11 protein-coding genes are annotated in these 14,019 nt (G+C 64.6%); 6 read left to right on the top strand and 5 right to left on the bottom strand.

The annotated features are described in order from the left end of the window. Positions 1-179 precede the first annotated feature (179 nt). Positions 180-404, top strand: a complete 225-nt coding sequence (locus tag OIU93_RS13720; protein ID WP_264270636.1) for a hypothetical protein — start codon at positions 180-182, stop codon at positions 402-404. Between the two features lie 198 nt (positions 405-602). On the opposite strand, the gene OIU93_RS13715 is transcribed toward OIU93_RS13720, so the two are convergent. From OIU93_RS13715 to OIU93_RS13700, 4 genes are all read right to left on the bottom strand, one after another. Then, complete coding sequence (locus tag OIU93_RS13715; protein WP_264270635.1) at positions 603-1,826, bottom strand: RNA polymerase sigma factor; 1,224 nt, start codon at positions 1,824-1,826, stop codon at positions 603-605. A gap of 294 nt (positions 1,827-2,120) precedes the next feature. Further along, positions 2,121-3,278 carry a DUF4192 domain-containing protein gene (locus tag OIU93_RS13710; RefSeq protein ID WP_264270634.1) on the bottom strand — a complete coding sequence of 386 codons (1,158 nt, stop codon included), beginning with the start codon at positions 3,276-3,278 and terminating at the stop codon, positions 2,121-2,123. A 144-nt stretch (positions 3,279-3,422) separates the two neighbouring features. Beyond that, on the bottom strand, positions 3,423-4,742 hold the full coding sequence (locus OIU93_RS13705; protein ID WP_264270633.1) for a nitrate/nitrite transporter: 1,320 nt from the start codon (positions 4,740-4,742) through the stop codon (positions 3,423-3,425). Then, positions 4,742-5,677 carry a proteasome assembly chaperone family protein gene (locus OIU93_RS13700; protein ID WP_264270632.1) on the bottom strand — a complete coding sequence of 312 codons (936 nt, stop codon included), beginning with the start codon at positions 5,675-5,677 and terminating at the stop codon, positions 4,742-4,744. Before OIU93_RS13700 ends, OIU93_RS13705 begins: the two co-directional genes overlap by 1 nt. Positions 5,678-6,085: 408 nt before the next feature. Here OIU93_RS13700 and OIU93_RS13695 point away from each other — a divergent pair, with 408 nt between their 5' ends. From OIU93_RS13695 to OIU93_RS13675, 5 genes are all read left to right on the top strand, one after another. Continuing rightward, positions 6,086-7,600: a leucyl aminopeptidase gene (locus OIU93_RS13695; protein WP_264270631.1), complete on the top strand. Its 1,515-nt coding sequence runs from the start codon at positions 6,086-6,088 to the stop codon at positions 7,598-7,600. Between the two features lie 303 nt (positions 7,601-7,903). After that, positions 7,904-9,283 carry a dihydrolipoyl dehydrogenase gene (gene lpdA / locus OIU93_RS13690; RefSeq protein WP_264270630.1) on the top strand — a complete coding sequence of 460 codons (1,380 nt, stop codon included), beginning with the start codon at positions 7,904-7,906 and terminating at the stop codon, positions 9,281-9,283. A gap of 146 nt (positions 9,284-9,429) precedes the next feature. Beyond that, positions 9,430-11,193, top strand: coding sequence for a 2-oxoglutarate dehydrogenase, E2 component, dihydrolipoamide succinyltransferase (gene sucB, locus OIU93_RS13685; protein WP_264270629.1), 1,764 nt, complete (start codon positions 9,430-9,432; stop codon positions 11,191-11,193). Positions 11,194-11,320: 127 nt separating this feature from the next. After that, the gene (locus OIU93_RS13680; RefSeq protein ID WP_264270628.1) at positions 11,321-11,671 is read left to right on the top strand and encodes a hypothetical protein; all 351 of its coding nucleotides are present in this window, start codon (positions 11,321-11,323) and stop codon (positions 11,669-11,671) included. 180 nt (positions 11,672-11,851) lie between these two features. Further along, positions 11,852-12,289, top strand: a complete 438-nt coding sequence (locus tag OIU93_RS13675) for an OsmC family peroxiredoxin (RefSeq protein ID WP_264270627.1) — start codon at positions 11,852-11,854, stop codon at positions 12,287-12,289. Between the two features lie 61 nt (positions 12,290-12,350). On the opposite strand, the gene OIU93_RS13670 is transcribed toward OIU93_RS13675, so the two are convergent. Further along, positions 12,351-13,979 carry a protein kinase gene (locus OIU93_RS13670; RefSeq protein WP_264270626.1) on the bottom strand — a complete coding sequence of 543 codons (1,629 nt, stop codon included), beginning with the start codon at positions 13,977-13,979 and terminating at the stop codon, positions 12,351-12,353. Positions 13,980-14,019 lie beyond the last annotated feature (40 nt).

Below are 14,019 nucleotides of genomic sequence, written 5' to 3'. Positions count from 1 at the left end.
ACGTCGGAACGACGCTAACCACAATAGTCTCTGGGCCCGCCATTTCGCTGATGCGTGCCGCCAGTGAGCGGCAGCTCACCCCCTGACGTGCTACGCGGTGAGCGAAAGATCGTATTTTCACGAAGAAAATAGCCCTATTGCTGGTTGTATTGAGTACACATCGAATGAAGGAGGTCATCATGACAACGACCGCAGTAACCCGAGAGCTGAATGCCCTTGATCGTTGCGACCGGTGCGGTGCACAGGCTTTTGTGCGTGCGGTATTGGAGACCTCCGGTGGTGAGCTATTCTTCTGCGGACACCACGCTCGCGCGGTAGAAGGAAAGCTGCGCCCCTTGACCAACGAATGGCAAGACGAAACGGCGCGTCTCTACGAGAAGCCCGTTTTCGACGACGAGGACTAAAAGAGTCGCCAGCCACATGCTGAGATGACCTTTGGGCGGGACCCTGGCTTGATGCCGGGGTCCCGCTGTCGTTTGGCGGGACCTCCCGGATGCGCCAGGCCAATGACGACCCGCTGCTTAAGACACAAAGTGCCGGTGTCGACCCCTGACTAGCTGGGGAAAACACCGGCACCTGCATCGGGCCCTGAGGCCGAACTCCTAGTCCAGGTAGTCGCGCAGGACCTGGGAACGGGAGGGGTGACGAAGCTTGGACATCGTCTTGGATTCGATCTGGCGGATGCGTTCGCGGGTCACGCCGTAGACCTTGCCGATTTCGTCAAGGGTCTTGGGCTGGCCGTCGGTCAGGCCGAAACGCATGGCAACAACGCCGGCTTCGCGCTCGGAGAGCGTATCGAGAACCGAGTGAAGCTGTTCCTGCAGCAGGGTGAAGGACACGGCATCGGCAGGGACCACGGCTTCGGAGTCCTCGATGAGGTCACCGAACTCGGAGTCGCCGTCTTCACCCAGCGGGGTGTGCAGTGAGATCGGCTCGCGACCGTACTTCTGGACCTCGACGACCTTTTCGGGGGTCATGTCCAGTTCCTTGGCGAGCTCTTCCGGAGTGGGTTCGCGGCCGAGGTCCTGAAGCATCTGGCGTTGCACGCGAGCCAGCTTGTTGATGACCTCGACCATGTGCACCGGGATACGGATGGTGCGGGCCTGGTCCGCCATGGCTCGGGTGATCGCCTGGCGGATCCACCAGGTGGCGTAGGTGGAGAACTTGAAGCCCTTGGTGTAGTCGAACTTCTCAACTGCACGGATCAGGCCCAGGTTTCCTTCCTGGATCAAGTCAAGGAAGAGCATGCCGCGACCGGTGTAGCGCTTGGCCAGCGACACCACGAGGCGAAGGTTGGCCTCGAGCAGGTGGTTCTTGGCGATCTTGCCGTCGTGCACGATCTGCTCGTAGTCCCAGCGCAGGCGCTTGTCCATCTTGCCCTCGTCGGCGTTAAGCTTCTCGTGGGCGAAAAGGCCTGCCTCGATGCGCAGGGCAAGGTCGACTTCCTGCTCGGCGTTCAGCAGGGCAACCTTGCCGATCTGCTTCAGGTAGTCCTTGACCGGGTCGGCAGTGGCTCCGGCAACCATGACCTGCTGCTGCGGGGCATCGTCTTCGTCGGAAGTGAGGACAAAGCCCTTGGAGTTCTCGTCGACGGCCGGTGCCTTCGGGGTTTGCTCGGCATCGTCGGCGTCGGTTTCAGCTTCTTCGGACTCTACGTCCTCATCGGCCTTGGCACGGGACTTTGCAGGAGCCCGCTTTGCAGCAGGCTTCTTCGCGGTGGCGGCCTTGTCGGCAGCCGGCACGGCAGCAGCCTTATCCGTAGTTGCATCCTGCGGATCGGCGGCAGCATCCGCTGCCTGGCCATTGGTGGTCGTCTCAGAAGACACGAAATACCTTTCTCACGGTTCGTCCGCGATGCCACCTACCGGTAACACCACTATGACCCTGTCAAGTCCGCGTCCCGCCGATTAACGACGAGTCGGGATTCAGGGTCCAGTAAGTGGAACGCCTTTTTCCCGCCATTTGTTCCCATCGAACCAACTCGATGGTGCCGGCTTGATAGCCATGGAACACGAACCCAACCGGGTCTGTTGGTTAACAGTGTCTCACGTTTCGGGGTCACGCAGATTCATCGGGCGCGTGTGCCGGTGAAATATCTTCCACCGGGCTTCCCTCCTGCATCATGCACTGAGCCGTCCTTCCAAGCGCAGCCGCCAGGCACGCGCCGGATCGGCCACCCACGAGGGCATCTCGCCCGATTCGAGCAGTTTGGCCATGAGTTGCGCCAGCCGGTAGTCCGGATCATTTGCCAGGGCCGTCCCAAAGAGTTTCAGGGCCGAGCTCCCCTTGCCCTTGGCCCAGTTCACCCAACCGAGCAGGCACAGCAACGCGGACGTCTCCTCGCGTTCCGCGACACCAAGCAGGTCGCGGCAAAAGTACCACAAGCGTTCGAGCCGGTCCCACTCGGGCGTGCACGCCGCGGTTCCCAGCAGGAAATCGGAGAAGTCCTGTGATGCGCGCCCGAATTCGACCCCTCGCGAGACTTCCTTCAGCGCCTCGAACGCCTGAAGCGTGCCCCGGCCCGCCAGATAGGGCAGGATGTCCCGAATCATGCGGTCGTTGAGGGAAAGCAGCAACGACGCGCACAACACGTCGTCCGTTCGCAGCCGACGCTCGGCGACGACCGGATCCTCATCCAGCAGCCGGGCCCAGTCCTTGATCAGCGACTCCCGCGGGACGGATCCGGAGAACTCCGCGGCCAGGATATCCAGGTTCGACCGCACTTCATTCTTGTTCTCCCATTCGGCAATCCCTGTGCCGTCCCAGAGTTGGTCCTCGGGTGCCGACCCGGCGACAACCATCCTCAGGTGCGTCTCGGTCAGCGCGAGGTCCGGCAGGTCGAAGCCTTCGCTGGGGCAGCAGTTTTCGCTGAGGCAGAAGTAGCTGTGCCAGCGAATGGTGCCCACGAACCAGGCATCGCGCACCTGGATTCCCGAGCGAACGAGCTCGGGCGCGAGCCGCTCCACGAGTTCGTGCCTGGGCAGGGAGTCATGGTTCCCGGTGGGGCCTTGTCCGGTGTAGACGGCGGCAAAGACTGCGGTGGCATCGGGTACCTTGTGCACCAGCTGAACCAGCTGGTCGGCCCACTGGGCTACCAAGTCGCTCGAGCCTTCCGCCGCCGGCAGGTCAACCCGAAGGGTGGCGGCAAGGCCCTTGCCCTGCATGATCAGCAGGACCACCGCATTACGGGGGTAAAAGCCCAAGGCGTGGGGAATGTATGCCAAGACCTCTTCGGGGCTGGCCAGGGAAAAATTCGACGCTGAAGGTGTAGTAGTCATGCACCCCATGCTGCGCCCCGGTCAACGGCGGCGGCAGGAGACGTCCGGATGCCTGTGGATACGCGCGCCCTTGGAATCGCGCCGGGTCTCCCCCCGTGTGCGGATCAGTGGTGCCGGCAGAAAGTCGTGCGCCCAGAGGGCGCGCTATTCGATTTCGGTGCGCCCGGACAGCCCCCGAGCGGACCGCGGGGTGTAATCGCCACGCGCGGCCATGTTGCGGCGAGCCTTGTTGCGGGTGATGACCATGCCGATCACGCCACCGAAAAGCACCAGGAACTGGAAGGAAAGCGCCCACCTGAACGCATCAAGGGAATAGAGCTCGGCACCGGAACCCGCAGCCTTCTGCTGGAGGTCAAGCAGCCAGCCCACCACGTACACCGTGACGAGCGCGGCCAGGAATCCCCCGACGTTGACGATTCCGGTGGCCGTGCCGATCACGTGCGACGGGTTGAAGGTGCGGGCAAAATCAAAGGCGATCATGGAGGCCGGCCCGCCCAAGGCAACGCATACGATCAGGACAACCAGAAGCCACATCGGCGCTTGTCCCGGCCAAAGCAGCACCACCAGCCAGCTCAGGGCGATCGCCCCAATGACGTTGAAGGCGATCGCCGACCGTCGATGCGGATGGCGCGCCACGGCCGAACCAAGGACGGGACCGGCCACCAGGGCAACCAGGACGAAAATGGATAGCAAGCCCGAAGCCGTGGCCGGACTGACGCCCTGCCCGGAAACCAGGAAGGGGTAGCCCCAGGTCAGCAGGAAGACGTTGGTCGTGAACTGGGTGGTGAAGTGCGTCCAGAAGCCCAGCCGGGTCCCCGGTTCCCGCCACGCATTGGAAAGCAGCACGCGGGCACGGGCGGGGGCCGGTGGAACCTCGTTGCTGAGCGGTCCGTTGCTGATGAGCACCAGGGCCAGGACAAAGCCCAGCACGGACAGCGCCGCCAGGGAAAGGAAGGCCGGGGTCCAGCTCCACGCGTGCAGCAGGGCAACAAACGGGATCAGCGAGAGCAGCTGCCCCAGTTGGCCCACCATGCCGGTGGCTTGGGTGAGCATCGGAATCCGGTATCCGGAGAACCAGATCGGCAGCAGCCGGATGACCGAGACAAAGGTCATCGCATCGCCGGCACCGACGAAGAACCGTCCGACCAGGCCGGCACCGACGGAATCCGCCATCGCCAGCAGGAGCTGGCCGACCATCATCAGTGCCGCTCCCCCGGTGATCATGGCCCGGGGTCCCCATCTGTCCACGAGGATGCCGACAGGAATCTGCAACCCGGCGTAGACAACCAGCTGCACAACGGAGAAGGTGGCAAGGATCGAGGCCGATGCGTCAAAGCGGTCGGTGGCCTCCAGGCCGGCCACACCGAAACTGGTGCGTTGGGTCACTGCGATGAGGTAGGCCGTGATGCTGACTATCCACACCACCCACGAGCGGACGGAGTCGTGGTGTTCGGCCTTGGCCACTAGGAGTCCTTGGCGGCCGTGCCACCTTGTTCGGGGAAGCCGGACAGGAAGGCCTCCACGGCCAGGGCAAGTTCCTCGCCGCCGGGGACCTCGGCATCGGGCGTGACCAGCAGCGAGCGGCGCTCGATATCCGGCACGTGCTGGTCAAAGCGTTCCTCGAAGTTTTCGACCATCCTGGCGACGTCGGGCGTTGCCGCAACCTGTTCGGCGATCTGCGATTCGAGGTTGCGCCCCGCCTCGCGCAGGCGGTCGGTCGGCAGGCCCAGCTCCATGGCGGCGCCGACATATTCCAGGACGCCCACGGCAACCTGCGGGTACTCGGCCTCGGAGAGGTAGTGCGGCACATGGATGGAATAACCCACCGCGTCCCTGCCGGCTTCAATCAGGCGTACCTCGATGAGGCTGGCCAGGCTCGCCGGCAGCTCCGCCGTCGGGGTCCAGGTGGAGATCCCGTCAATCAGGTCCTTGCGGTTGCCGTGTGCGGTGACACCGAGCGGGCGGGTGTGCGGAACCGGCATCGGCACCGCGTCAAAGGAAACGGACAATCGGACATTGAACGCCTCGACCAAGGCGACGATCGCGGCGGTGACCCGTTCCCAGGCCAGATCCGGTTCGGTTCCCGTCAGGAACAGGAAGTCGCGCTCCAGGCCATCGGTCAGGCGGTAAAGCTCCAGGCGCGGGGCCTGGTAGGCAGCGAAGTGGTCGCCGAGGAAGGAAATCTGGGGGCGTCGCTCGCGGTAGTTGACCAGCTGGTCGGTATCGAACGAGGCGATAAGCTTCGGTTCCAGCGAGTCCAGCAGCTCGGAGCGCACCTGGGCCAGCGCATGGCCGGCATCTGCGTGGCCGCGAAGGCCGATGAGCAGGTCAAGGCCCTGTAGCTCGGGTGCGTCCAGGTCGAGGTCTTCGAAACTGACCAAGGATTGTGGGTCAAGCATTGCCGCTGCTCCTTTCGGGTTGCATCGCTGGGTTTCACTGGCCACACCATCGCCTTGGCTCTGGCTCAAGGTGGCCTCCGGTCCCCCGGGCACGACCGATTCGGTGCAATGCCAACGACAGGGAAACCAGGGACATGGTGCGGGCCGGATGAACCCAGTCGGGGTTCTTTCGGTCGCCTACTACTGGGGGTCAACCCCAACTGACGGCGATTTCTTCCCGTGGCCCGCATCCAATTCTAGGCCGATTGGCCGACGAATGCGCTGTGGCATCGGTCTCAGCGATACGATCGCTAAAGGCCGATCGGCTTTTGCGTCCCGGGGACCCCGGTACGCGGCAGCCGTCCCGCCTCCTTCGACGCATGGGCACCTGACATGCATGCACAGAATCCAATGAAGAGGAATCGTTCCGTGATCAACTCCATCGATCTCAAGCTGACCGCCGTTTCGACCGACATCAAGCGCCTGGGCGCGGACGCCCTGGTTCTCGGTGTCGTCAAGGGCACCGATGGTCCCGTCCTGGTGGCCTCGCCCTTCAGCGCCAAGGTCACCGACACCCTCCAGGCCTCGCTGTCGGCCTTGAACGTCACCGGTGCGGCCGACGAGCTGGTCCGCCTTCCGGCCGGCGACGAGACCAAGGCCCGGATCCTGGTACTCGCCGGCCTCGGGTCCCACGAGGAATCCACGCTGACCACCGAGGCGCTGCGCCGCGGCGCGGGCTCGGCGGCACGCCAGCTCGCAGGTCTCTCGACGGTGGTCTTCGCCCTGCCGGCCGCCACCCCCGAACAGGCAGCCGCGGTGGCCGAAGGCGTGGCCCTGGGCGCCTACCACTTCAACAGCCACCGCTCCACGCCGGCCGCCAAGCTGCCGCTGACCGAGGCAGTCATTGCCACTGCCGCGTCGGCCGACCCGGACCTGCCGGCCGCACTGAAGCGCGCCGCAATCCTGGGACGCGCCGTGCGGGCCACCCGCGACCTGGTCAACGTCGCACCCAACGTGCTGTACCCGGCTTCCTTCGCGCAGGAGGTCAAGGACTCCACCAAGGGCCTGCCGCTGAAGGTCATGATCCTCGACGAGAAAAAGCTGGAAAAAGACGGCTACGGCGGCCTGATGGGCGTCGGCGGCGGATCCGATCGCAAGCCGCGCATGGTCAAGATCCAATACGCACCGGCCAAGGCGGGCAAGCACCTGGCCCTGGTGGGCAAGGGCATCACCTTCGACACCGGCGGCATCTCGATCAAGCCGGCCGCAGGAATGCACGCCATGAAGTGCGACATGGCCGGGGCAGCCACCATTTTCCAGGCGATCGTCGCGATTGCGGAGTTGGGCCTGCCGATCACCGTCACCGGCTGGCTCTGTCTGGCCGAGAACATGCCCGGCGGCGCCTCGACCCGTCCGGGCGACGTGATCACCATGCTCGGCGGCAAGACCGTCGAGGTGCTGAACACCGACGCCGAGGGCCGCCTGGTGATGGCCGACGGACTTGTGGCCGCCAGCGCCGAGAAGCCCGACGCACTGATCGACGTCGCCACGCTGACCGGGGCGCAAATGGTTGCCCTGGGCCTGCGCACCGCCGGAGTCATGGGCGACGAGGCGCTGCGCAACGCCGTGGTCTCCGCCGCCGAGAAGGCCGGCGAGACCGCCTGGGCCATGCCGATGCCCGAGGAACTGCGCCCCACCATCGATTCGCAGGTCGCCGACCTGGCCAATATCGGTGAGCGCATGGGCGGGATGATGACCGCCGCGGTGTTCCTCAACGAGTTCGTGGGCGAGGCCAACGGGACCAAGATCCCCTGGGCACACATGGACATCGCCGGCCCCGCCTTCAACGAGCAGGCCGCCTACGGCTACACCCACAAGAACGGCACCGGTTCCTCGGTGCGCACGCTGGTGGCACTGGCCGAGGAAATGGCCTCCGCGAAATAACCCCCGGGAGCTCCGCCCGCCAGGCACGTATTTCTACCCCCTGTAGTAGATATGCGCGCCTGGACGGCCCCGGCGGTCCCTGGGCCGCACCGAAAAGCCCCCGCCGCTGTGCGACCGGTCACAGGCGTGCGCAATCTGCCTCACCGTATGTGGCCGAGCGCGTATCAGGGGGATAAGGTAATCCTGATAGATCACTAGCATCACCGTATTTGCGCGAGCCCTGCACGGGGCCCGCACGTACACCCCATAGACCCACTGGCCGACCACAACGTCGGCCACTACTCATAACGAGGGAGCGTTCACGTGGCCGAATCGGCAGCAACGCAAGAATTCGACATCCTCATTCTCGGCGGCGGTTCCGCAGGCTATTCGGCAGCATTGCGCGCCGTCCAGCTGGGCTTCACCGTTGGCTTGATTGAAAAGGCCAAGCTCGGTGGCACCTGCCTGCACACCGGTTGCATCCCCACCAAGGCGTACCTGCACTCCGCCGAATTGGCCGAGAACGCTCGCGAAGGCGCGAAGTACGGCATCAACACCACCCTCGATTCCATCGACCTGGGTGCAGTGCGCAGCTACAAGGACGGCATCGTCGCCGGCAAGCACAAGGGCCTGACGGGGCTGCTGAAGATGAAGAAGGTCACCGTCATCGAAGGCAACGGCCGCCTGGTTTCCCAGGACACCGTCGACGTTGACGGAGTGGCGTACAAGGGCAAGAACATCATCCTCGCCACGGGTTCCACCTCCAAGACCATGGGCATCGAAATCGGCGGTCGCGTGCTCACCAGCACCGAGGCCCTGAACATGGACACCCTGCCCAAGAGCGCCATTGTGCTCGGCGGCGGCGTCATCGGCGTCGAGTTCGCCTCGGTGTGGAAGTCCTTCGGCGTCGAGGTGACCATCGTCGAGGGCCTGCCCTCGCTGGTCCCCAACGAGGACCCGGCGATCATCAAGAACCTGGAGCGTGCCTTCAAGAAGCGCGGCATCAAGTTCAACACCGGCGTCTTCTTCGAAAAGGTCGAGCAGGACGCCAACGGCGTCAAGGTCTCCCTGGCCGACGGCAAGACCCTCGAAGCCGAGATCGTCCTGGTGGCCGTGGGCCGTGGCCCGGTCACCGAGGGCCTGGGCTACGAAGAGCAGGGCATCCCGATGGACCGTGGCTTCGTGCTCATCAATGAGCGCTGCCACACCGGCGTGGGCAACATCTACGCCATCGGAGACATCGTCCCGGGCGTGCAGCTGGCCCACCGCGGCTACCAGCACGGCATCTTCGTCGCCGAGGAGATCGCCGGCCTGAAGCCGGTTGTCGTCGAGGACATCAACATCCCGAAGGTCACCTTCTGCGAACCGGAAATCGCTTCGGTCGGCTACTCCGAGCCCGCAGCAAAGAAGAAGTTCGGTGACGACCAGATCGAGACCACCGAGTACAACCTGGCCGGCAACGGCAAGTCCTCGATCCTGGGCACCTCCGGCTTGATCAAGATGGTGCGCGTGAAGAACGGCCCCATCGTGGGCGTCCACGGCATCGGCGGGCGCATCGGCGAGCAGATCGGCGAGGCACAGCTCATCGTGAACTGGGAAGCCTACCCGGAGGATGTCGCACAGCTCATCCACGCACACCCGACGCAGAACGAATCGCTCGGCGAGGCCGCCATGGCCCTGGCCGGCAAGCCACTGCACGGTTAGTCACATTTGCTGCACCGGGCATGCGTTCCCCCGCGGAACGCATGCCCGGTGCACTAAGCTCGGAGGCACTGACCTCCCACGGGATGTGCGGGAAACCGCGGATCTCTCGCACACAATTTTTTAGTTAATAGGAGAACGGGAACAAGATGTCTGAAACCGTGAACTTGCCCGCCCTGGGTGAAAGCGTCACCGAAGGCACCGTTACGCGCTGGCTCAAGCAGGTCGGCGACCGCGTCGAGGTCGACGAGCCGTTGCTGGAGGTCTCGACCGACAAGGTTGACACCGAAATCCCTTCGCCGGTCGCCGGCGTCATCGAAGAGATCCTCGTGGCCGAGGACGAGACCGCCGAAGTTGGAGCCGCACTGGTTCGCATCGGCGATGGTTCGGGTTCCGGCTCGGCACCCGCAGAGGCTGCACCGGCCGCCGAGGCTCCCGCCGCACCTGCCGAGGCACCCGCTGCAACACCGGAAGCGCCAGCCGCCGCACCGTCCCCCGCCGAGGCACCTGCAGCACCGGCTGCCGGCGCATCGGGCACCGAGATCACCCTCCCGGCCCTGGGCGAGTCGGTCACCGAAGGCACCGTCACCCGCTGGCTCAAGGCCGTTGGCGAAGAGGTTGCCGTTGACGAGCCCCTGCTCGAGGTTTCCACCGACAAGGTCGACACCGAGGTTCCTTCCCCGGTCGCCGGCACCCTGTTGGAAATCCGCGTTGCGGAAGACGAGACCGTTGAGGTCGGCGCCGTCCTGGCCATCGTCGGCGCAGCGGGAGCAGCAGCACCTGCAGCCCCGGCCGAGGCCGCTCCGGCTCCGGCCGCCGCAACCCCGGCTGAAGCACCGGCCCCCGCTGAAGCTCCTGCTGCACCGGCAGCCGCTCCGGCCCCGGCCCCTGCAACCCCTGCTGAAGCACCCGCCCCCGCAGAGGCTCCTGCTGCTCCGGCCGCCGCTCCGGCTCCGGCCGCTGAGGCCGCAGGCAACGACGGTTACGTGACCCCCCTGGTTCGCCGCTTGGCCAACCAGAACAACGTCGACCTGTCGACCGTCACCGGCACCGGTGTCGGCGGACGCATCCGCAAGCAGGACGTCATCGATGCGGCTGCCGCCGCAAAGAGCGCCCCGGCCGCGGCTGCTTCCACGGCTCCCGCCGCTGCGCCTGCTGCCAAGGCAGCGGCACCGGTTGTCGCGTCCTCGCTGCGCGGCACCGTCGCCAAGGCCCCGCGCATCCGCCAGGTCATCGCTCGCCGCATGCGCGAGTCGCTGGAAACCTCCACCCAGCTGACCCAGGTCCACGAGGTCGACATGACCCGCGTCGCCAAGCTGCGCAACGCCGCCAAGAACGAGTTCGCTGCCGTCAACGGCTCCAAGCTCACCTTCCTGCCGTTCATCGCCAAGGCCGTGGCCGAGGCCTTGAAGCAGCACCCGAAGCTAAACGCCGAGTACGACGAGTCCAAGCAGGAGATCACCTACCACAACGCCGAGCACCTGGCGATTGCGGTGGACACCGACAAGGGCCTGCTGGTTCCGGTCATCTCCAACGCCGGTGACCTGAACCTTGCCGGCTTGGCCGGCAAGATCGCCGACGTGGCAAAGCGCACCCGCGACAACAAGATCGGTCCGGACGAACTGTCCGGCGGAACGTTCTCGATCACGAACATCGGTTCGGTCGGCGCGCTCTTCGACACCCCGATCATCAACCAGCCGCAGGTTGCCATCCTGGGAACCGGTTCCATCGTGAAGCGTGCGGTTGTGGTGACCGGCGTCGACGGCGACGACACCATCGCCATCCGCCACATGATGTACCTGTCGCTGACCTACGACCACCGTTTGGTCGACGGTGCCGATGCAGGTCGCTTCCTGCAGACGCTGAAGGCACGCCTTGAGGAAGGCGCTTTCGAAGCCGATCTGGGCCTCTAACCCCAGGTAGCCTGTGAAAGGGGACGGCCACTGCCCTTGGGCGGTGACCGTCCCCTTTGCTATGTTCTCGACCACCATTGCCGGGACGAATTCATTGTGGTGTGCAGTTTCCATTAGGCTTGCTGGCATGACCTTTTTGCATGCAATCCTCATATTTCTGCACGTTTTGGGTGCAGCCGCGATCGTCGGCGGCTGGCTCGCCACGTTCAAGACCCCGACCGTGAACATCTGGCAGTGGTATGGCGCAATCGCCCAGCTGGTCACCGGCCTGCTGTTGGTCGGACTGGCCGAAATGGGTGACGGACAGGTCAACCATGCCAAGATCGCCGTCAAGCTCCTGCTGGCCGTCGGCGTCTTCGTCGCAGCCCTCCTGGGCCGTCGGAAGATCAAGAAGGGCCTCGAGGTTCCGACCGGCCTGGCCCACGGCACCGGCGGCACCGCACTGATTGCCATGGCGGTGGCCACCCTCTGGGTCTAAACGCTCGCGCGAAGTTTCACCCGGCCCCGCGCCGGAGAACAGTGGCGGTGTGTCATCGGGAGTCCCGATGACACACCGCTCCGCCATTTAAGAGGTTCCTTGGGTTCGACTGTCCCGGGCCATAGGATTGCCGTGGAGGCGCTCGCCTTCGTCCAGTTGCAGATTCAAGGAGTTGTCACCATGGCAGTCACCACCAGAAGCGCAAGCACCGTTTGGACAGGAGACCTGGCGTCCGGGTCAGGGGCGACCACCCTCGAGACCTCGGGCCTCGGAACGTTCCCGGTGACGTGGAAGGCCCGCACCGAGGAAGCCGAGAGCAAGACCAGCCCCGAGGAATTGATCGCCGCCGCCCATGCATCCTGCTTCTCGATGGCACTGAGCAACATCCTCAAGCAGGCCGGCCACGTGGCCGAGAAGCTGGAAACCACCGCCGAGGTGGACTTCGACACCACCGACGGCGCCAAGATCAGCGGAATCCGCTTGACCCTCGAGGCCTCCATTCCGGGGATCGATGCCGCTGAATTCCAGAAGCACGCAAACGCCGCCAAGGAAGGATGCCCCGTCTCCGTCGCATTGGCTGCCGTCCCCTCCATCACCCTGGACGCCCACCTGAACTAGTCGCCGTGCCGTCGGTGTGCCGACGCCGTGCAGGCGGTCCCGGCACACCGACCCAGGCGGGTCACTTTGATCCGGTCACCTGCCACATCCGCCAGGATCCATCGACGAATCGCAGGACCATGCGCACCCTTTGGCTTTCGGACTTCTTGGCGCTGGCGATGACCGCGCCCTTTCGATCGACATAGCGGTAGCCACTTTGCACGCTCGTCGCCTCGATGGTCGCCTCCAACGCGTTCTTCCCCGGCAGTACGGAAACTTCATTCAGGCTCGTCTTCAGCGCTTCAAGCCGAAGTCCAAGGTCCTGCATGCGGGCCACAACCTTTGCGTCCACTGCCAGTGCCGGCGATCCCACCACATGGACCTTCCTTAGCTCCTCCAAGCTCCCGTCCATCAGGCCACGATCTCGGCGCGCCGACAATTCCGCAGCCACCAGCACCAGTTCGCGACGCGTTTCCGGCGCTTCTTCCACATCCGTTTCACCGACACCCGACGGGGCGGCATACACTTGCGCCTGCGGAGGCCCGGCAATGGCCGTCTCGTTGGTCTGTTTGAGCATGCTGGTTGTCACTGCCGCCATGCCCACCACCAACAGCCCGATTGCCGCGGCCGCGGCTAGATTCCGGTTTCCGCGCTTCAATCCGTGGATTCGGTGTTGTTGTGCCCAACGCTGCTCTCCCCCTGCGGATTCGGTCCGTTCCTCCAGACCTGCCTTGACCTCAAACACCGCCCGCAGCCGGCGCGGTACCGGCTTCTGCTGGGCCTTGATCTGGGCCTTGCGTTCCTTCAGCATCACCTTGTCCGCCGCGGTCGGGTTTCCGGTACGCCGGCCTCTGCCCAGCAGCCCTCTAGCGGCGGGCGTTTGGCGCGTGGTGAGCATATGTTTGAGCGCATCCGGTTCGATTGCGGCGCTCAGCTCCACTGCTTCCGGCGTACCCGCAACGAAAATGCGTTGCCCGAACTGGGCCGCGCTCGGACGAAGCTGCGGATCAGGATCCAGCCCCTGCTCCAGAAGCTTCGCGAATTCGTCGTTGACTTCCGGAACCATGGCTCCCAGCGGAACCCTGCGGGCAGTGGCATTGGGCGGCCTGCCGGTCAGCAAATACCACGCGCAGGCGGCCAGGGCGTAGACATCCCGGGCTGGTTGCAGTTCGCCAGCACCTGCACCCGAGCAGGTTTCCGGGGCACAAAAACCCTGCGTTCCATACTCCCCGGGGGTCTGTCCCACCACCCGATGCGTTCCGAAGTCCCCCAGTTTTGGCTTCCCGGCGGCCGTAAACAGGATGTTCCGTGGGCTCAAGTCACCGTGGGTGAGCCCCCGGGCGTGCAAAAACGCCAAGGCTTCGGCGATCGGTGCCATGACGGTGATGGTCTCCCCCACATTCAGCGGCCCCCGCACCGCAACAATCTGAGCGACCGAGCCGGCAGGACAGTATTCCATCAGGATTCCCGGGCCGAGGGAGGTTTCGAGCATGCCAAACGATTCGACCAGGAACTCATGATCGACTCGCAGCGATTCGGCCTCTACGGTACTTCCGGGAGCGTCGTTTGCGAGGATCTTGACGACCAGTTCCTCATGCGTCGTGCTCTCTTGAACGATCCATATGCTGCGGCCCGAACCCTCATCCAAGTGCCGAAGCGTGCGATAACCATCGATCCGAGGGAATGGCAATGGCTCTTTCTGGGATTCCATGGTTCTTTTCTACGCGCAATGGAATTCCTGTGCTTAAGTT

This window comes from Paeniglutamicibacter sp. ZC-3, from assembly GCF_025847175.2.
Taxonomy (GTDB): domain Bacteria; phylum Actinomycetota; class Actinomycetes; order Actinomycetales; family Micrococcaceae; genus Paeniglutamicibacter; species Paeniglutamicibacter sulfureus.
This window is presented reverse-complemented; position numbering and strand designations above follow the sequence as displayed.